The sequence below is a fragment of the uncultured Cyclobacterium sp. genome (assembly GCF_963977555.1).
Classification (GTDB): Bacteria; Bacteroidota; Bacteroidia; order Cytophagales; family Cyclobacteriaceae; genus Cyclobacterium.
This window is the reverse complement of sequence record NZ_CAXBPD010000023.1, coordinates 49,293-69,307: the sequence shown is the minus strand read 5'-3', so window position 1 is coordinate 69,307 and position 20,015 is coordinate 49,293. Positions and strand designations below refer to the sequence as shown.

The following is a 20,015-nucleotide window of genomic DNA, read 5'->3' as shown; positions in this document are numbered from 1 at the left end:
TATGTCTGTACACCAATCTACCCACCTGAAACGAATTACAACGCACATTCTTCAGGAAATGAAAAAGCGGAAAGAGAAGATTTCCATGCTTACGGCCTATGATTTCTCTATGGCTGGCATAGTAGATGCAGCAGGAATAGACATGATCCTGGTAGGGGACTCGGCTTCCAATGTGATGGCGGGCCATGAAACAACTTTACCCATCACCTTGGATCAGATGATCTACCATGCAACCTCTGTAGTAAGGGCAGTGGAGAGAGCATTGGTAGTAGTGGATATTCCCTTCGGTTCTTACCAGGGAAACAGTTCGGAAGCATTAAGGTCAGCCATTCGGATCATGAAAGAATCTGGTGCACATGCGGTAAAAGTGGAGGGTGGAGCAGAGATCAAAGAATCAGTGATTCGGATACTAAGTGCTGGGGTACCTGTGATGGGGCACTTGGGATTAACGCCTCAGTCGATATACAAGTTTGGAACCTATACTGTAAGGGCCAAAGAAAAAGAAGAAGCCAAGAAGCTTTTAGAAGACGCAAAAATTCTGGAAGAATGTGGATGTTTTGCCCTAGTTTTGGAGAAAATCCCTGCCTCCTTAGCCAAAGAAGTGGCAGCTGCAGTAAGTATACCTGTTATAGGTATAGGTGCTGGACCAGATGTGGATGGACAAGTATTGGTACTTCATGACATGCTTGGGATCACTCAGGAGTTTCAACCCAGGTTTTTGAGGCAGTATGCAGACATCAGAAATACCATGCTTAAGGCAGTTGGGGATTATATAAAGGATGTTAAGTCAGTCGATTTTCCCAACCAGGAAGAAAGTTATTAGGTATTGGTATATCCGGATAGAAACTGAAGGAAGGCAGCTTTTATTTTTGATGACGGTAATGTTACCATTGGTACCTGATTTTACCACCTTATGTATGCTATCCTCCTTAGGGTTATTATTTATCCTTATCTCGCCCTCTGGTCTTCCGATAAAGATATTTTTCGTAATTTAGCTCATAATTTTAAATTAGAATTCATTTTTAATACAATCAGAAAACAGAAATACATATGAGTGACAAAACCCCCAAAATTCTTTATACCCTTACCGATGAAGCACCGGCATTGGCTACCTATTCTTTATTGCCAATAATTAAAGCATTTACCGACTCGGCTGGGGTGTCTGTGGAAACAAGAGATATTTCCCTTTCAGGTAGGATCCTTGCAACATTTCCTGAGTTTTTGAAAGAAAGCCAGAGGGTTAATGATGCTCTTTCAGAATTGGGAGAGATCGCCAAAACGCCAGAAGCAAACATCGTAAAGTTACCTAATGTCAGTGCCTCTATACCACAGCTAAAAGCTGCTATCAAGGAATTGCAAGCAAAGGGTTATGGTTTACCAGATTATCCGGATGATCCTAAGAACGAACAAGAGAAGAATATTCAAGTAAAATACGATAAAATTAAAGGTTCTGCAGTTAACCCCGTTTTAAGGGAAGGTAATTCAGATAGAAGAGCCCCGCAGGCCGTTAAGCAATTTGCCAAAAACAATCCTCACAGCATGGGGAAATGGAGCAAAGACTCCAAATCTCATGTGTCAAGTATGACTGAAGGTGATTTTTATGGTAGCGAAAAATCAGTTACTATCCCTGCAGCAACCAGCATCAATATCGTTTTGCATGGAGAAGATGGAAAGCAAACATCACTTAAAGAAGGCCTTCCTTTACAGGAAGGAGAGATCATTGATGCTGCTGTATTAAGTGTTACAGCATTGAGGAAATTTCTTCAGGAACAAATTGTTGCATCTAAAAAAGAAGGTGTATTGTTCTCCTTGCATTTGAAAGCCACGATGATGAAGGTTTCTGACCCAATCATATTCGGACATGCAGTGACCGTTTTCTTTGCCCCTGTGTTTGAAAAACATGCGGCAGCCCTTAAAGAAGCAGGAGTAGATGTGAACAATGGATTTGGTGATCTAATCGCTGCTTTGGACAAAATGCCAGCAGACACGCGCAAGGCGATAGAAGCTGACATCGACGCAGTGTATGCAGACAGCCCTGATTTGGCAATGGTTAATTCTGATAAAGGGATTACCAACCTACATGTACCTAGTGATGTCATTATTGATGCTTCCATGCCTGCTATGATCAGAAGTAGCGGACAAATGTGGAACAAAAACAACAAATTACAAGATACCAATGCTATCATCCCTGATAGATCCTATGCAGGCGTATACCAGGAAACCATCGATTTCTGTAAAAAACATGGTGCTTTTGACCCTACCACTATGGGTTCTGTTCCGAATGTGGGGCTGATGGCTCAAAAAGCAGAAGAGTATGGTTCTCATGACAAAACATTTGAAATACCTTCCGCTGGCACAATAAAAGTAACGGATGCTACTGGTACAGTTATCTTGGAAAATGCTGTTGAAAAAGGTGATATTTGGAGAATGTGCCAGGTAAAAGATGCACCTATTCAAGATTGGGTAAAACTTGCAGTTAACAGGGCGAAAGCAACTGGTGTTCCTACCGTATTTTGGTTAGATAAGAACAGGTCTCATGATGCTGAATTGATTACCAAAGTAGAAAAATATCTAAAAGACCATGATACCAATGGCCTAGAAATTTCTATCATGTCACCACGGGAAGCGACAAGATTCTCTTTGGACCGTATAAAAGATGGCAAAGACACTATCTCAGTAACTGGTAACGTATTAAGAGATTACCTGACAGATTTGTTCCCAATATTGGAATTAGGCACAAGTGCAAAAATGCTTTCTGTCGTTCCATTAATGAACGGGGGAGGTTTGTTTGAAACTGGGGCTGGAGGATCTGCGCCTAAGCACGTACAGCAATTTGTAGAGGAAGGTCACCTTCGTTGGGATTCATTGGGTGAGTTTTTAGCCCTTGCTGTTTCTTTGGATCACTTGGGAGAAACCTTTAACAATGATAGGGCAAAAGTGTTGGGTAAAACCCTTGACCAGGCAACAGGCAAGTTTTTAGAACAAGGCAAGTCTCCATCAAGAAAAGTAAATGAACTTGATAACCGAGGAAGCCATTTTTATCTTGCCATGTATTGGGCAGAAGCTTTGGCCAATCAGGAGGAAGACGCAGCATTGAAAACCATTTTCACCCCAGTGGCGGAGAGCATGGTGGAGAATGAACAAAAGATTGTTGATGAATTGAATGGTGCGCAGGGAAGTCCTGTTGATATTGACGGCTATTACCAACCGGATGCAGCTAAAACAGCTACAGCAATGCGACCAAGTACGACTTTAAACGAAATCTTGAAAACCATCGTGGCTTAGTAGTCATTGGTTTCATACCATAGAAAAAGCCGGAAGAAATTTTCTTCCGGCTTTTATATTTTCTTTCGAGCAAGGCACCCAACCAGATAATGCGTGACTACGGTGGAGGCGGAAAATCCCCTTCTATTAGTCAATAGCATGGGTGTCTATTAGGAACTGTAACCAGATGGAAACTCAAAAAACTTCGCACTGAAAAACACAAATCCCATCAGCCTAAATTGATTGAATGCAACTTTATAAAAGTTCGACTCTAAAGTAATATCGAAATTATGGTTTATGGAGGGGCTTAAACTGGTTATCTTAATCAGAAATAATATGAAAAATACCTCGGTGAAACTATAATATAGATTGCTGTATTAAAATGATCCTTAATGGAAAGTGAATGAAAGACTGAGAAAGAAGAGTCGAATTGATCATTCAAGGCATCGTTCATTCAATAATCATATTAGAAATTTGGTTATCAGGCTTCAATAAAAGTTTCCAATATCTTTACCCCTGTAACATTTGCAACAAGTTGAATAGGTATTACTATAGGAGCTGTAGTTTTCCATTTGTTGGACTTTACTAGTGCATGGTTTTTATTTATTTGTTATTAAACGAATTAGCCACGGTTTGCCTTGTGATACCTATGAGGTTACCAAGATCTTTTTGAGTGAGCAGATCAATTAAAGCAAAATCAAAACCTTCCGCATCCTTTACATTAATATCAAAATATAAATTTAGAAACGTAACTTTTTCTCTAGCTTTTTTCTCATGAGATTTTTTGAGCTTTTTTTCAGTACTACACCAGCGTTTTACCAAGTAGGAAATAAACCATTCAGATAATTCTGGACTTAGTACCACCATTTGTTTAAAAAAATCACGGCTATAAATTCGTATTTTAGTATCTATCAATGCTTTTGAGTATTCAAAAAACTGGTTGTTTAGGTACTTCAAATCCCCAAAAAAATCATCCTTAAAGAGTACATCAAAGATAAATTCTTCCCCATCTTCTGTGTAGCTTCCGAGCTTTACTGCCCCCTGCACTATTTCGTAAATATATTGATGGTCCGAGGAAGGAGTGTAAATGTATTCGTTCTTTTTTATCACGATCTCTCTAACCTTGCCAAAATATTGGCAGGAGCTCAACGAAGAAATGTGTTCGAAGAAATTAAAGCCTCTATAAGACTCATTGTTTGGACGTACTGGTATCGGCATGTTGGAATATTTTCTTCCCAAAATTACCTGAATATTATTAGGGTAAGGTTACCTATAAATGAAATTTATGTGATGTCCCAATTCTTAAAGATTCAAATTGTTATGTTAAGGCGAATAAAGTCAGTGATCCTTTGAACCGATTTTATTATAGTTTTATGAATTGAATTGTTAGTTTACAAATTGATAAAATTTCAGTGCTAAGGTTAGCTTATATTTTAATGAATAAAATAATCTGAGAAAGGTGTGTAACCTTTCTCAGACCAATAAGGCATTATTTTTTTATGCCGGGATACAAGGTGCTTTCTGGAAGCTCTATTGATAAGTTTAGTAAGTATTTGACTACTGAAGCCACATCCACCAGGCCCATTTCCTGTACTTCAACATTCTCACGGATGCCTGCTCCCCAAGCTATAAACCCAGTCTCAATCTCATCAAAATCAGGGAAATACCCGTGAGTCCCTCCTTTCGCAGGTTTCAGCACTTCACCCTTGGTTGAACTGGAAAATGAGATCCCTCGAATTGGAGCAAGGGCCAAAATAGCGTTAGGGTCAGCTCCAACTTTATCCAATTCGTCCCTGTCCACAACTCTAAAAAGTTTTTTAATACTATTTGGCAATTCATCTAGGATTTTTTTAACCCGGGCTACAGTCTGAGTGTCATTTTTATCTCTTATATGAAGGAAGGCTGAAGCCCCGCTTGTATGAAATGCAGCCTTCCAATTTCCCCGGTTATCCTTATTTTCCATCAGACCAGCATCGACCAACCAAATGTTAGGACTGAGTGCACTGTGAATATTTACAAACCCATGATCCCCAGTTACAATGAATGTGGTTTTGTCCATAATACCTGCCCTTTCTGCTGCTTCCATGATTTTTCCAATAGCCCTATCTGTTGCTGCTACTGATTTGTGAACCATAAGTCCATCTCTACCTTCGCTGTGTTGAAAATGATCTGTGGCGATCAAATGAAGTGTGATCAGGTTTGGTTTATAAGTCTCAAGAACATAACCAGCCATGTCACCGATACGATCTTCCCGGTTTAGATAATCACCATTGAAAGTCTTTTCATTTAGCTTTCCAAGTACATTCGTCTCCATTTCAGCCAATAGTCCTTTTGGAGTTTCTTCTTCCCGCATAGGTTCAATTCTTCCATGGCCTTCCAGACTCCAGAATTCAGGAAGGTTATAATCTATTGGTGCGTTGACTGAAACTGGCCAAAGAAAACTTGCACTGGTCATTCCGTCATTTCGTACCGCATGCCACAGTGTAGGCACCTGGATCAACTCATTTTCCCAATACCATTTTCCTGTTTGACCTTCAGGTTCAAAAGGAGCATTATAGTAAATTCCATGTTTAGCAGGTGGATATCCAGTAATTATTGTGGTGTGAGAAGGATAAGTGACAGAAGGGAAAACTCCAGTCACTCCCAATGATCTGGCCCCTTCTTTTGCCATAGACTGCAAGTTTGGTGCTGGCCATTTTTCTTCTAAATAGAAATTTGTTCTAAAGCCATCAATTGAAATAAGAATGACATGTTCAGTAGGTTTAGGGTTTTGGGCTAAAACTATGTGTTGGCTTATTAGTTGGAGCAGTAGAATTAGAAAGAAACTTATCTTTTGTAATATAGAGGTTTGTATCATGACTTCGAATAGTAATTGTAAAGTCCGCTGTTGGTTGACAGCGGCTATAAGACTGATTAAAAATAGATTTTACTGGAAACAAGTATTTGATATGACGTTTCACCGAGTGTAGCGAACCCTATCTTTGGATTTCGGAGTCCTAAGTTTTTTTGCAAGATTAAAGTTCCAGATGGTTAACAGGTTTTGATAACCCAATTTCATTGAGGTACGCCATTCTTTCTTTAGAAACTTGACTACATTGAAAATATCCAGACCTAATTCTATCCCTGATTTCTTTTTTCCAGAGAAGAAAATTTTCTTGGTTGCACTTATTTACCAGTTTCCAAAATGCCCAATTTTAGCCCAGTATCTTACAGCAACCCTTCCTAAACTTTGAGGATATAGTCTTTTGCAAGGTTACCGGAATTTGTCAGAACGGTATTCATCTCATCAATGATAGTATCAGAAAGTCTTTGAGTGGATGGATCGAAAACATAAGCTAGGTCATTGGAATTAACAAAGTAACTATTTAAAATACCATTAACCCGTAAAGAATAGTAGCTTCCGCCGAAACTTGAATAGCGCACACCCACAAGGAGTCCATTCCATGATGGCAAAATTTCATATAAAATCAACTTGGATTATACTGACCATTTAAATATCAGGATATCCTGCTGTTTTTTGTTATTATGTCATGTGAACTGTGTATAGTCGCCCCTTAGCCCCCCCGTCAAGTTCTCCCCTCTAGCTATATTGGTCTTAGTTTGCGCATATTTTTCGCTTCTAAAATTGCTTTGTTTAACATTTGGGGTGGGATACCAATTAACTCATTTTTTATGTGCAAAACTGCTCCAATGAGTGGCTCGTAGCTTTTGTCTGTAAGCTGCTCGGAATTTGGTACGTTCGTGGTCTGAGAATAAGTTTGGGTCCGTGGTCCCATGAGTAGGAAAAATAACATAGTTCCTAATCGTAAATAAGTAAAAGTTATTGATCTCATAGTATTTAGATAATTGTTTAATAGGGACAAACCTACGGGCTAGGGTCTGCTATAAATGTTAAAAACTAACATCTGCTGCAAGATTAACAATAAAATAAAACAGGAAATATTGAGCTAATAATAAATGATTTTTTGGCTTAAATCATCCCACATTATTAATGATTTGAGTAACGGTTGAATAAATAAGTTTTTTATGAATTAATGGGTGAAGAAGATCTAAACGAATCCTTCTCAATTAAGGTCCATATGCCTATTGTTTCGTAGGATATTTCTAACAACATGGTAACAAACCAAATTGTATAAAAAGGAAACTCATTAAGGGCTAAGTCATAGCTTTCGGTATTACTCGGAGTTTTCTGCTATTAACCTTTCAATCAAATTGTATTAGCTAATAGCATGTTATTCATCTCCTACAGGTGTTTGTAATTCTATTTGGTGAGCCGTACAATTTATAGTATAAGGGTTTCTTATTCGATTTTATTACCCCAAGGTTATCCAGGATTATGCTTGCATTAAGATGTAGCACCATGTTAATTTTTAACATCTTTTACCTAAATGGCTGAGTACTTTTGAAAACAAAATTAGTTTCATGCGCTCTATAATCACTGTTTAATATTCTCAAATATTCCCTTAGGACAGGAAAAAGAAGGATTTTCAATAGGTATTAAGCTGAAGTCTGAGTGCAATAAGATTTAATTAAACTCAGTAATTAAATCATTAGGTGTATAAAATAAAGATTTGATTATAAATGATAAGCCTATGTAGAATTAAAAACCAAAACCCTTGAGAGGGTCTAACTTACAATATTGCTCTATTCCGAATAGGGCAAAATAGCAATTATTAAAGAGCTATAAAATCAATTAAAACTTCCTACAAAAAAGTATGAAATCATTTTACAAAAATCTTCAAAGTGTAGACCTTGAGGATAAAAATTTATTAGTTAAGAGGCCAACTTTAAGGTTAAAGGTAGTGGTATTTCTTATGGTGTTTATTTCTTCCTATTTTCCTATATCTGAAATATCTGCAAAGAATACAGTAAAATCAAGTAGTAAATTACAAATTCAGGACGCCCGTATAAGTGGAAAAGTCACTGATAAAATGACTGGAGAGAGTTTACCTGGAGTAAATATTACTATTAAAGGAACTACTTCAGGCACAATTAGTGACATTGGTGGCGAGTTTTCCATTAATCTACCTTCTGACGATTCAATTTTAATTTTTTCATTTATTGGTTTCAAAACAATGGAAATACCTGTAAACGGTCGTTCTATTTTGAATATACAGTTATCTGAAGAAGAAAGTGGACTTGATGAAGTAGTTGTGACTGCCATTGGAATCGAAAGAGAAACAAGAGCATTGGGATATGCTGTTACGAAAGTTGATGGAGAAGAAATAGTTACAGGTGGTAATCCAAACTTAGCTTCTTCGTTGGCTGGCAAGGTACCTGGTATGCAACTCACTCGTTCATCAGGCCCCATGGGTTCTTCACGAATAGTATTGAGAGGCGAAGCTTCCTTGGATATGGATAAAAACCGTGCTCTCATTGTAATAGACGGCATCCCGGTTACTAATGATCAAAATGGAGATGGTGAATACTCTTATTTGGGAGCTGCTGTTGATTATGGTGATGGGCTTTCGGCTGTCAATCCTGAAGATATTGAAAGCATTACAGTTTTAAGAGGTCCATCTGCTGCGGCTTTATACGGCTCTCAAGCTGTCAATGGGGTGTTGATGATCACCACTAAAAGCGGAAAATTTGGGCAGGATTTAACGGTAAATGTAAGGCAATCAACTTCCTTTCAACAGGTAAATAGGTGGCTTCCGAGGCAGACCCAGTTTGGTTCTGGCAACAGATCAGAAAACGCCTACTACGCATTCAAAGATTCTCCTGATGGTGTTCAAAATAGAAATAGCCACTCTTGGGGACCTAAATTTATGGGTCAAAGTTTCTACCAATATGACTCTCCACACACTGCTGTTTATGATGCAGATAGAAGAGAGGAAATTTGGGCCTTTGAGCCTGGGGGACAGACGCCTTGGGTAAGCAATAATATAGAGCAAAATTTCTACGAAACAGGGATAACATCTGTCACTGGGCTCTCTATAGAAGCTGGAAATGACAATGCCTTCTTTAGAGGCTCAGTTGACTATTTGGATAACAAATATATCATGCCGAACACCGGCTATAATCGATTTAACCTTGCTGTTTCATCAGGCATAAGAACGAACAAAACCAAGTTCACAACAAAGATAAATTATATTAAGCAAGCATCAGACAATCTGCCTTCTGAAGGTTATGACCGTACGAATGCTCATTATCAGGTTTTTTGGTTGAGTCCAAATGAAAACCTGGATTGGTATAGGCAGAAGCATTGGTTGGACGGGCAAGAAAATGTTCAACAGAACAGTATCGGTGCTTTAAGTGCAAACCCATACTGGCTGTTAAACAATTCTATCAATACCTTGGACAAAGATAGAATATTTGGAAACCTGCAGTTGGAACATGACTTCACGAAAAAGCTGAAACTTATTGCAAGAACAGGCTTGGATTTCTATACGGAGTTAAGAGCCAGAGAGAGAGCATGGTCGGAACCTAGAAATAGGTATGGCAACTATTTGGAGACGACTATCAAAAATATGTCACTAAACACTGACATTATTTTGAGTCAACAAATGGAACAAGGTGATTTTGACTTTAATGTGTCCTTGGGCGCAAACCATAGATATCTTGACGGAAATGGCATGAGTGCAGAAGCAGGATCTCTGATTATACCGGGGGTATTTAACTTGCAAAACTCAGAAGAACGTCCTCAGGTTGGTAACAGCAGGAAACAAAAGGAGCACTTTTCAGGATATGGGGTAATTAATACTGTATACAGGGACATGATTTACCTTGACATTACAGGAAGAAATGACTGGACCTCTACCCTTTCTAGAGATAATAATTCTTACTTCTATCCCTCTGCAGCGCTCTCAGTGGATTTAACAGAAATGTTCCAAATTAACTATGGACCACTTTCATTTTTAAAAGTTCGTGCTGCTGCAGCTCAGGTAGGTTCAGATACAGATCCTTATAGACTAGATAGGTATTATGTATCTTCCTCGAGTGTCAATGGAGGCTACTCAAATCCTTCTATTCTTCCTAACCCGGAACTAAAACCGGAGCGGACAAATACGGTGGAATATGGAGTCGTAGCCAATTTTTTTGACCACAGGGTGAGTTTGGATGCCACTTACTATAAATCTGTTACTAAAGACCAAATCCTGAATTTGCCTGTGGATGCGGCCTCCGGGTATACAGGAGCCTTGATGAATGCAGGTTCTGTTTCGAATCGGGGATTTGAATTTCAACTTAATGCAAAACCCTTTGTAAGCAGAAACTTTGGTTGGGATATCAATACCAACTGGTCCACAAACAAAGGTAAAGTAGAAGAGCTGGTTCCTGGTGTAATTGATGTTTATGTTATAGGAAGCTATGTGGGATCCAGAGTACTTGTCAAAGCCGATCCAGGAGACCAAATGGGGCAAATATATGGACAAGGCTATGACAAACATAATGGAGAAATAATTTTCAAAGATGGTCTGGCTCAGCGGGATAACGAGGAAGATCTATTGGGTAATGTCTTCCCAGAATGGAGAGCTGGAATTGTGAATAATTTACGCTATAAAAATTTCAACCTTTCCTTCCAGTTTGACTACCAGCATGGTGGCAATGCCTATTCCATCACTCACTTTCTTTTGAACTATACAGGTAAGTCTGAAAAAACCATTTACGGACGTGAAAGTGGAGCCCCTTATCCCAGTGGTTCGGAATACGATATGGTCTCCCAGAGTTGGATACAGAATTCAGATGGACGTTTTGGGGTGATCGGTGATGGCGTTATGCTTGACGAAGAAACAGGAGAATATGTAACAAATACAGCCTCTGCACCAGCCCCTTACTTCTACAATTCTATGTACGAACGTGATCAGATTGAAGGAAACATTTATGAGACAACCTTCTTAAAATTGAGAAATTTCAGATTGGGTTATTCTGTACCTGCTATATGGGGACTGAAAGGTGCCCAGGTGGGTGTGTTTGGAAATGATCTGTTTATCTGGACACAATTTCCATCCTATGATCCAGAACAATCTGTAGTCAATAACGGAGCACTTACACCTGGACTTGAAGCCATGGGGTCTCCCTCTACAAGGACGATCGGACTAGATCTTAAATTGACCTTTTAATCTAAGAAAACATGAAAAAATACCTAAAGAATTATAAATCACTTGTAGTGCTGCTAAGTCTGGTAATGCTCTCAACAAGCTGTCATGATTTTGAAAAAATAAATACAGATCCTACACGACTTACCGATATCAATGCGGCTTCGCTACTTACCCAGGTTATCTTTGATGCAGGCACTCGATCGAGATCTTATGGCGACATAGGAAACTATATAGGGCAGTATTGGACCAACACCTCATTAATTGATCAGCGACATAGGTATGACTTCAAAGGGTCAGATTCTGAAGCAGTTTACAACAATATTTACCTTACGCTCTATGATATTCAAGACCTGAAAAACAGAGCAAAGATGGAAGAGTTAGACGATTATTTAGCTGCTGGATTGATCCTGGAGGCTTATCTTACAACTTACCTTACTGATGTATTTGGCCCCGTGCCTTACACTGAAGCTGTTCAGGGAGATGATTTGAATTTCACTCCAATTTTCGATTCTCAGGAATCAATTTATAGAGCAAACCTGGTAAAGTTAGATGAAGCCTATGAACTATTGGAGACAAATTCTGGAGGACATTTCATTAGAGGCGGAGATGCATTTTACAATGGAGATAATGAAAAATGGAGAAAGTTAGCCAATAGTTTGAAGCTTCGCACCTATATGAAAATGGTAAAAGTAGATCCCTCAGTCATACCCCTGATAAAAGGACTTATCGAGGGAGGGGAACTTATCTCGACCCAAGACGAAACATGTGCCATTATCTATGATGGGAGATTTGGATTGGAATCTACGATAGCAACTGGCACAAGTGGTTCCACATCATTGGGCGAGACATTTGCAAATCAACTCCACCTGACCTTAGACCCTCGTAGGCCCCATATGGCATCCTTAGGCAGAGATACCGATGGTGAGCCAGTAAATTTGGACGAAAAAGGAAATCCAATTTACTTAGGAGTTCCTTCAGGAGAAAGCCCTGATATCATTCGGGATTTTTCTGGATTAGCCGCTCCATATACCGGTATGAATGGAGTTAGAGCTCCTTCTGTTTTAATTTCCCACGCAGAAGTGGAATTTTATATTGCTGAAGCTATTCTTAAAGGATATACAGCCGGCAATGCAGCAGAACACTTTGAAATTGGAGTTCAATCCTCTTGCAAGTGGTGGGGAGTGGAAGAAAGCGAAATTGAAGATCACCTTGCACAGACAGAAATGCAGTTATCTACCGATACCGAAACTGCCTTAAAACAAGTTTACTCAGAAGAATATGTAAACTTTTACTACCAAGGTTATGATGGATGGATAAATTATAGACGTGTAGGCTACCCTGAATTAAAGGTGGGTTCTGCCATGCTTATTGATAAAATCCTGCAACGAATGGTTTATCCACCACTCATTAAAGCCATCAATCAAAGTAATTACGAGAAAGCCGTTAATGAATGGCTTGAGGAAGGGGACACAATGACTTCTATTAGTTGGTGGTCTAAATAAATTAAATTATCAGGAACAGGATTTATTATCCTGTTCCTTTCAAAAATTAATATTACCATGCAAAAATTAGCATTAATAGCAATTAGTACAACTATCCTTAGTTCTTGCTCAGTGCAAGAAAAAACTAAATCCTATGGTTCCACGGACTCTCTTTCACGAAATGTAGTGGTCGTAAAACCATTTGATTATAGCTACGATGAGGATTCCGTTTTTTCTATCCTTTCTTGGAATGTGGAACATTTTATTGATAATCACGACGATCCCTATATCGACAATGAAAGGGAAGATAATCCTCCAGAAAATATGGATCTGCGTCTCAACCTGCTAATAAAATCACTAAAGATGGCGGATGCAGATATCGTGGTATTCCAAGAATTTGAAAGTGCTAAATTCCTTAAGCAACTAGCAAACGACTCTCTTCCGCAAATGGGCTATCTCTATTTTGCAGATGTACCAAGTCACAACTGGTATATGAATGTTGTAGTCATGAGCAGGTTTCCAATGGGTGTAATTCGAGGATATGGGTCAGCTACCACGCCTTTAGTGGATTACAAGGGAGGAAATGGATTAGAAGAAACACAAAACCAAATAAATACAAGAATGTGGTCTATTGATGTTTTTCCAAAGGAAGACTATACATTTCTTTTGACTGGTGTGCATTTAAAAGCTGGTAGAAGCGAGAGAGATGAAGCAATGAGAAAGGGCCAGTTAAACTTGTTGGTAAGCAATTTTAACGAGACTCTTAATATATTCCCTTCTAAAAATATGATCGTGACTGGAGACTTAAATGCTTACCCGTCAAGTGATGAATTGGCTATACTTAAGAATAATAATCTACTGAAAAACCAATTTATAGATCCGGTTGATTCTTTATTATACTCCCATCCGGCAGACAAGCCAAGTAGACGCCTTGATTATATGTTGGTAAATCAAAATATGGCTACTGAAATGATAGCTGGCAGGATTAAAGTTGAGAATTTCTTTGGCCCTGATACAATGAGGATAATAAGTGATCATCTACCTGTGATGGGCAACTTTATAAGCAAAGATAAATAGCTGCTTTTGGATTTGATAATCTAGTTTTTAATCACCTCCAAAAAGTCAGCTCTTTAAACAGTTTAAACCGAAATGAGCAATAGGTGTTCTATTACGCCATGATCCGCCGCGGCGGACAAAATCAGTCACTTTGTTGCTATTTTCGACCTCAACATAGCAATAATGCTATGACTCTGTTTCTAAAAAGCTTGATTTTCTTGTGATTACACCATTAACTACAAACCCTATTGCCTGATCCGAGTTTAATTGAGATAATTATTGTTTTGACAGAAAAAAAGCCGGCTGAATTAAACTAGATTCTTTGGGCGTGCGATTCATGCCAATCGACTTGGCGGTGTAAGATTACTATTTACTGTAGGCAAGAATGTCTATCGTGAGAGGAATTTGATGAAAACTAAAAGCCAAAACTTTGCTTAAAGAATACGAATTCAATTAAGCATAATTTAATCTGTGGACCTAAAAATCAGGGCTTTGCTGAAATATTCCAACCTCAGTTCAGTATATGCAATTTCTATGTCAAATAGGACGCAATGCTTATCAGAAATTCAGAAGATGATAAATTGGTGCTTGCTCTGCAGCAGCACACGAAGTTCAGAATTATTATGAAGTTTATTTGTCTTTCAATAAAGAATAAACTGTTTCTAAAAATGAGTAAGGGAAAAAGCCACACAGCTCCGATATTTAAGCAATAGTTGCTGAATTCTGTTTAGGAATATGTAAGAGGGAGGGTTACAGGTACACTCAAAAAGGGTGTTATATATGAAAGCCAGGTAATAGGAGATGTGATCTCGGAGAAATTTTAATCAAATGGGGATAGAGATAATTATTGGCTAACCTATGACAAACCCAGGGAAAAAAGAGTATATAAAAATTTTTGACAATCCTATTCCTTGCTCCTCTATAACAAGGGATAAAATTAGACAAGCAGCTTATATAGACCTGGTACACCGACTACTAAAAGTTAGTGTAAAAAAGAACACCCTATTACCGATCGGTAGGATGATTTGGGCAGAAGTTAGGGAATAATCCCTTTTTTCTGCCCAATTGTTTAAATCAACCTCATGCAACTTTCTAATTCAATTAACGAATTTGGAAATTACATTTTCAAGTAACGATTTACAGTCTCTTGATTTTGATATTTCTGAACCATACATCATCTCCGTGGTCCTGAAGTACGATTTTACCCTCCTTAAATTTAGCGAAACCTTCCCATTGAGCGAATTTACTTTCAGCTACCATGGCATTCCACTGGTCATCCCATAGCGTTGTTTCTACTGTTTTTACTCCATTAAGAAAAAACTGTAATTTGCTATCATTGATAATAATTTCAGTCTTGTTCCATTCTCCAACAGGTTTTGCTGCTTCTTCAGTAGACTCGATCATGTCATATAGGTCACCTGCTCTATGAGTGATGATTTTTCCATCTTTATGGCCATCATTGTCTAGCACCTGATATTCAGGGCCTGTATGGTAAGGTCTATCATATTCGCCGTTGTCCTGGACAAAGAACATGATGCCACTGTTTCCACCTTCTGAGATTTTCCACTCTATTTCTAAGTGAAAATCGCCAAATGTTTCTTTGGTGACCAAATCTCCTCCAGAAGCACCTTCGTCTTTTTTACCAGAATTAAAGTAGAGCACACCATCGGCAGCTTCCCACGCTTCACCTGGTTGGTCTTTACCAAAACTGGTCCAACCTGTCAGGCCATCCCCATCAAATAAACTTATCCATTCTTCTTCCGTCACGATGATTTCTTCTATATTTTCCTCCGCAGTACCTTTTTCACTAGCTGCAGGGCCACAGGCCACTACTGCAAGTGACAGTGCTGCCATAGACAAAGTTGTTCTTATCATTTCAAATTATTTCTTTAGCAATAGTACGAATTGAGCAAGACTTTTAGCGTCTTCTTCAGAAAGAGTAGGGTGAGCTGGCATAGGTATTTCGCCCCAAGTGCCTACGCTACCTGCGATAACTTTCCCTGCCAAAAGTTCAATATTTTCCTCTGTTGATTCATATTTAGCAGCTACATCTGCATAAGAAGGTCCTACGATTTTCCTTTCAAGCATGTGGCAGGAAGGACAATCATTCTGTCCCATTAATTCTGAACCTTTGATGAATATAGGATCATCTTTATACTTTTCTTCCAGGCTCATTTCTACAGGAGCAGGGGGTGGTGCAGCTGCTGTACTTTCGCTAGATGCAGATTCAGAACTACCGGAGCCACCACAGGCTGAAACGGCTACCATTGCGCTGGCGACAATAGCCATACTTAAATTCAAATTAAATTTCATGGTTTGTAATAGTTAGATTAATTAAATTCCTAATAGTTTTTTATTCAATCCTTCGTCTAATCCTGTGGAAGCAAAATCATCGAAAGTCTTTTCGGTAACATGTATTATTTTCTCACTAATAAATTTAGCACCTTCTATCGCTCCATTTTCAGGATGCTTAATGGCACATTCCCATTCCAAAACAGCCCATCCATCAAAATCGTATTGTGAAAGTTTGCTAAATATCGCATTAAAATCAACTTGGCCATCTCCCAGAGAACGGAATCTTCCTGCCCGTTCTATCCAGCTGGAATAGCCACCATAAACACCTTGTCTCCCTGTTGGATTAAACTCTGCATCCTTAACATGGAACATTTTAATTCGGTCTTTGTAAATGTCGATAAAATCAACATAATTTAAACACTGTAAAACAAAGTGGCTTGGGTCATATAGAATATTGGCCCTTTTGTGGTGGTTAACTTTTTCAAGAAATAAATCAAAAGTAACCCCATCATGCAAGTCTTCTCCTGGGTGAAGTTCATAACAAACATCCACACCATACTTGTCAAATTCATCTAAAATAGGCAACCATCTTTTTGCCAACTCCTCAAAACCTGTATCTACCAAACCAGCAGGACGTTGAGGCCATGGGTAAACGGTATGCCACATCAAAGCACCGCTAAAGGTACCATGTGTGGTCAAGCCAAAGTTTTTACTCGCTTTGGCGGCCATCATTAGTTGATTGGTAGCCCATTTTTGTTTCCCTTTTAAATCACCCGCCAGTTCTGCAGGAGCAAAAGCATCAAAAAGCTCATTGTAAGCTGGACTTACAGCTACCAGTTGTCCTTGCAAATGTGTGGAAAAATCAGAAATTTCAACACCTGCTTCTTTTACTGTATTTTTGATTTCGTTGACATAATCCATGTCCTCGGCTGCTTTCTTCAGGTCTATGAGTCTGGCATCCCAGGTAGGGATTTGAACAGCTTTGTATCCTATGCTTGCTGCCCAGGTACATATGTCTTTTAAGTTATTAAAAGGTGCTTTATCATCTACAAACTGAGCCAAAAATAAGGCTGGGCCTTTAATGGTTTTCATAAAGTTAAGGTTATTTAGAGTTCAAATTTAGTCCATTTTTCATTAGAATTGCTACTTTTTACTACATGCTCCACAAAAGCCATTCCTCTTAATCCATCTTCAGCACCAGGAAAGTCTTGCCATTCCTTTTTTGGCGTCTCACCATTCTTTCTCGCATACAGGCATCTAGCGAAATTTCTGTACAAATTGGCAAAAGCTTCTAAGTAGCCTTCTGGATGTCCTCCCGGTGTTCGAAGGTTTTCCATGGCTGCTGAAGACAAGTAAGGGATGTTGCCACCTGCTCGATAAATCTGATCAGGTGCCTCAGGATGGTGGACGATAAGGGAGTTGGCATTGTCTTGCTGCCATTCCAATCCTGCTTTTTCCCCATAAACCCTGATTTTAATGTTATTTTCTGCACCCGTCGCAATCTGTGTGGCCATCAATACTCCTGATGCTCCTCCTTCAAATTTTAACAAGACAGCTCCATCATCATCGAGGCTGCGGCCTTCAACAACACTGTTAAGGTCTGCACATAATTTTGTCAATTTTAACCCGCTTACGTATTCAGCAAGGTTAAAAGCATGGGTGCCGATGTCTCCCATACAGTTAGCAATACCGCTTTTCGTAGGATCTGTTCTCCAGATGGCCTGCTTATAATCGGTATTTTCAAGTTTGTTCCACAACCAACCCTGCGGATATTCTACATATACTTTTCTTACTTTACCTAAAACACCTGAGGAGATCAAATGTTTTGCTTCCTTTATCATGGGGTAGCCAGTATAGGTATGGGTAAGGCAAAACATTAATCCTGTTTGTTCAATTATTTTGCTAAGGTCTTTGGCTTCTTCATAGCTAAAAGTCATTGGTTTGTCCAGCACTACGTGAAATCCATTTTCCAATGCTTTTTTAGTGGGATCGAAATGAACATGGTTGGGAGTAACTATTGCCACAAAATCTATTCTTTCAGATTCAGGCAACAGTAGTTCTTTTTCAAACATTTCGTCATAAGAGGCATAAACCCTTTCAGAAGGAAGAAAAAGCTCTTTGCCTGTTTCGGCGGATTTTTCCGGACTACTACTAAAAGCTCCTGCTGCCAATTCAATGATTCCATCCATTGCAGCTGAAATTCTGTGGACAGCGCCTATGAAAGATCCTGGTCCACCTCCAATCATCCCCATTTTAAGTTTTCTGTTACTCATTCTTCTGGTCTTTGGTTTTTTGGTTTCTTTAATTCCCTATATTCTTTTATATTTCAACCCTCGATGCTGAATCTATTAATTTTTGCAAATTGCTAAAAATGTTTTCAGGAATTGCGAAATCCTATACTCGCTTTCTGAAGTGATAAATTTACGTTAAATTGGCTTAAATTTTAAATATTTTTATAGATTGTTTGCTAAGAGTCCTTGACTAGATTTGATCATCCTAAACACTTACACACCAAAAACTATGACTTTAAATAATAGGTTTAAGCTTTCCCTAATGATGTTTCTGGAATTTTTTGTTTGGGGCTCTTGGTATGTTACCATGGGAACATTTTTAGGGAATAACCTTCAGGCAAATGGTGGTCAATTGGCCGCAGCATTTTCTACTCAGTCTATAGGTGCCATAGTGGCACCATTCGTAATTGGTTTAATAGCAGATAGGTTTTTCAATGCAGAGAAAATTTTAGGAGTACTGCACCTATTGGGCGCGGGATTGATGTACATGATGTTTTCTTCTGATAGCTTCGTTTCTTTTTATCCTTATGTACTGGCCTATATGATTATTTACATGCCCACCCTGGCACTGGTTAATTCAGTTTCTTTTAACCAAATGAAAGACCCAGCCAAAGAATTTAGCACCATCAGGGTATGGGGAACAGTAGGATGGATTGCTTCCGGTTTGATGATTAGTTACTTCTTTGTATGGGATAGTTCTGCAGCAATAGGAGAGGGCATGCTTCGAAATACCTTTTTAATGTCGTCTATTTCGTCAGTAGTTTTGGGATTGTTTGCCTTCACACTTCCTAAGACTCCTCCAGTTGCTACAGTGAAAGGTGACAAACAATCCATATCAGAAATGCTTGGTTTAGACGCGCTTAAGTTGTTGAAAGACAAGGATTTTGCTATTTTCTTCCTGTCATCTATATTAATATGTATTCCGCTTGCCTTTTATTTTCAAAACGCAAACCCATTCCTCTCTGAGGTGGGATTAACAAACCCTACAGGTAAAATGACCATTGGACAGGTTTCGGAAGCTTTGTTTCTTTTGTTGATGCCTTTCTTTTTTAAGAAATTTGGATTAAAGACTACCTTGGTTGTTGGCATGCTTGCATGGGTTGTAAGGTATGTGCTTTTTGCTTTTGGAGATGCTGGAGAGGGGACCTACTTGCTAATTATAGGGATTGCGTTGCATGGCATTTGTTACGATTTCTTTTTTGTTTCTGGTCAAATTTATACAGACTCAAAAGCTGGTCCGAAATACAAAAGCTCTGCTCAAGGGTTGATTACCTTAGCGACTTATGGCATAGGCATGCTTATAGGCTTTTGGATAGCAGGTATAGTTTCAGACTTTTATTTGTTGGCAGATGGAAATCATATATGGCAAAATATCTGGCTGATACCAGCAGGCATTGCTTTGGTGGTGACGGTAATATTTGTCTTCTTTTTCAAAGACAATGATTTTATAAAAGCCAATACAGAAAGAAACAGGCTGAAGAACAATAATATCGGTGAATAGTTAAGAAGTATAGGAGGTATATATGATTCCTATTTAGAGCATTTATAAATTGAGAGCGTGGAATTCAGGAAAATGGTAAATTTTACCA

At 38.8% G+C, this 20,015-nt stretch carries 12 protein-coding genes; 6 read left to right on the top strand and 6 right to left on the bottom strand.

Annotation, left to right across the window (positions count from 1 at the left end; translation table 11 throughout):
* Window position 1: 1 nt before the first annotated feature.
* Together panB and AAC073_RS21855 are read left to right on the top strand one after the other, a co-directional pair.
* Window positions 2-823, top strand: coding sequence for a 3-methyl-2-oxobutanoate hydroxymethyltransferase (gene panB, locus AAC073_RS21860; RefSeq protein ID WP_339925950.1), 822 nt, complete (start codon window positions 2-4; stop codon window positions 821-823).
* 227 nt (window positions 824-1,050) lie between these two features.
* Window positions 1,051-3,285: an NADP-dependent isocitrate dehydrogenase gene (locus AAC073_RS21855; RefSeq protein WP_339925949.1), complete on the top strand. Its 2,235-nt coding sequence runs from the start codon at window positions 1,051-1,053 to the stop codon at window positions 3,283-3,285.
* A gap of 582 nt (window positions 3,286-3,867) precedes the next feature.
* Here AAC073_RS21855 and AAC073_RS21850 read toward each other — a convergent pair.
* Window positions 3,868-4,482: a Crp/Fnr family transcriptional regulator gene (locus AAC073_RS21850; protein ID WP_339925948.1), complete on the bottom strand. Its 615-nt coding sequence runs from the start codon at window positions 4,480-4,482 to the stop codon at window positions 3,868-3,870.
* Between the two features lie 271 nt (window positions 4,483-4,753).
* Window positions 4,754-6,121: an alkaline phosphatase family protein gene (locus AAC073_RS21845; RefSeq protein WP_339925947.1), complete on the bottom strand. Its 1,368-nt coding sequence runs from the start codon at window positions 6,119-6,121 to the stop codon at window positions 4,754-4,756.
* Window positions 6,122-7,979: 1,858 nt separating this feature from the next.
* On the opposite strand from AAC073_RS21845, the gene AAC073_RS21840 reads away from it, so the two are divergent.
* The 3 genes from AAC073_RS21840 to AAC073_RS21830 all read left to right on the top strand — a co-directional run bounded on the left by AAC073_RS21840 (window position 7,980) and on the right by AAC073_RS21830 (window position 13,861).
* On the top strand, window positions 7,980-11,324 hold the full coding sequence (locus AAC073_RS21840; protein WP_339925946.1) for a SusC/RagA family TonB-linked outer membrane protein: 3,345 nt from the start codon (window positions 7,980-7,982) through the stop codon (window positions 11,322-11,324).
* An 11-nt stretch (window positions 11,325-11,335) separates the two neighbouring features.
* On the top strand, window positions 11,336-12,805 hold the full coding sequence (locus AAC073_RS21835) for a SusD/RagB family nutrient-binding outer membrane lipoprotein (protein ID WP_339925945.1): 1,470 nt from the start codon (window positions 11,336-11,338) through the stop codon (window positions 12,803-12,805).
* 111 nt (window positions 12,806-12,916) lie between these two features.
* Complete coding sequence (locus tag AAC073_RS21830) at window positions 12,917-13,861, top strand: endonuclease/exonuclease/phosphatase family protein (RefSeq protein WP_339925944.1); 945 nt, start codon at window positions 12,917-12,919, stop codon at window positions 13,859-13,861.
* Window positions 13,862-14,977: 1,116 nt separating this feature from the next.
* On the opposite strand, the gene AAC073_RS21825 is transcribed toward AAC073_RS21830, so the two are convergent.
* Genes AAC073_RS21825 through AAC073_RS21810 form a run of 4 tightly spaced genes read right to left on the bottom strand, consistent with a single transcriptional unit; the run spans window position 14,978 to window position 18,408 of the window.
* Complete coding sequence (locus AAC073_RS21825) at window positions 14,978-15,715, bottom strand: DUF1080 domain-containing protein (RefSeq protein WP_339925943.1); 738 nt, start codon at window positions 15,713-15,715, stop codon at window positions 14,978-14,980.
* 6 nt (window positions 15,716-15,721) lie between these two features.
* Complete coding sequence (locus AAC073_RS21820; protein WP_339925942.1) at window positions 15,722-16,153, bottom strand: c-type cytochrome; 432 nt, start codon at window positions 16,151-16,153, stop codon at window positions 15,722-15,724.
* 21 nt (window positions 16,154-16,174) lie between these two features.
* The gene (locus tag AAC073_RS21815; RefSeq protein WP_339925941.1) at window positions 16,175-17,227 is read right to left on the bottom strand and encodes a sugar phosphate isomerase/epimerase; all 1,053 of its coding nucleotides are present in this window, start codon (window positions 17,225-17,227) and stop codon (window positions 16,175-16,177) included.
* 14 nt (window positions 17,228-17,241) lie between these two features.
* Window positions 17,242-18,408 (bottom strand): Gfo/Idh/MocA family oxidoreductase, encoded by a 1,167-nt coding sequence (locus AAC073_RS21810; RefSeq protein WP_339925940.1) that lies wholly within the window; start codon window positions 18,406-18,408, stop codon window positions 17,242-17,244.
* A 247-nt stretch (window positions 18,409-18,655) separates the two neighbouring features.
* On the opposite strand from AAC073_RS21810, the gene AAC073_RS21805 reads away from it, so the two are divergent.
* The gene (locus AAC073_RS21805; protein WP_339925939.1) at window positions 18,656-19,927 is read left to right on the top strand and encodes a nucleoside permease; all 1,272 of its coding nucleotides are present in this window, start codon (window positions 18,656-18,658) and stop codon (window positions 19,925-19,927) included.
* The last annotated feature ends 88 nt before the right edge of the window (window positions 19,928-20,015 follow it).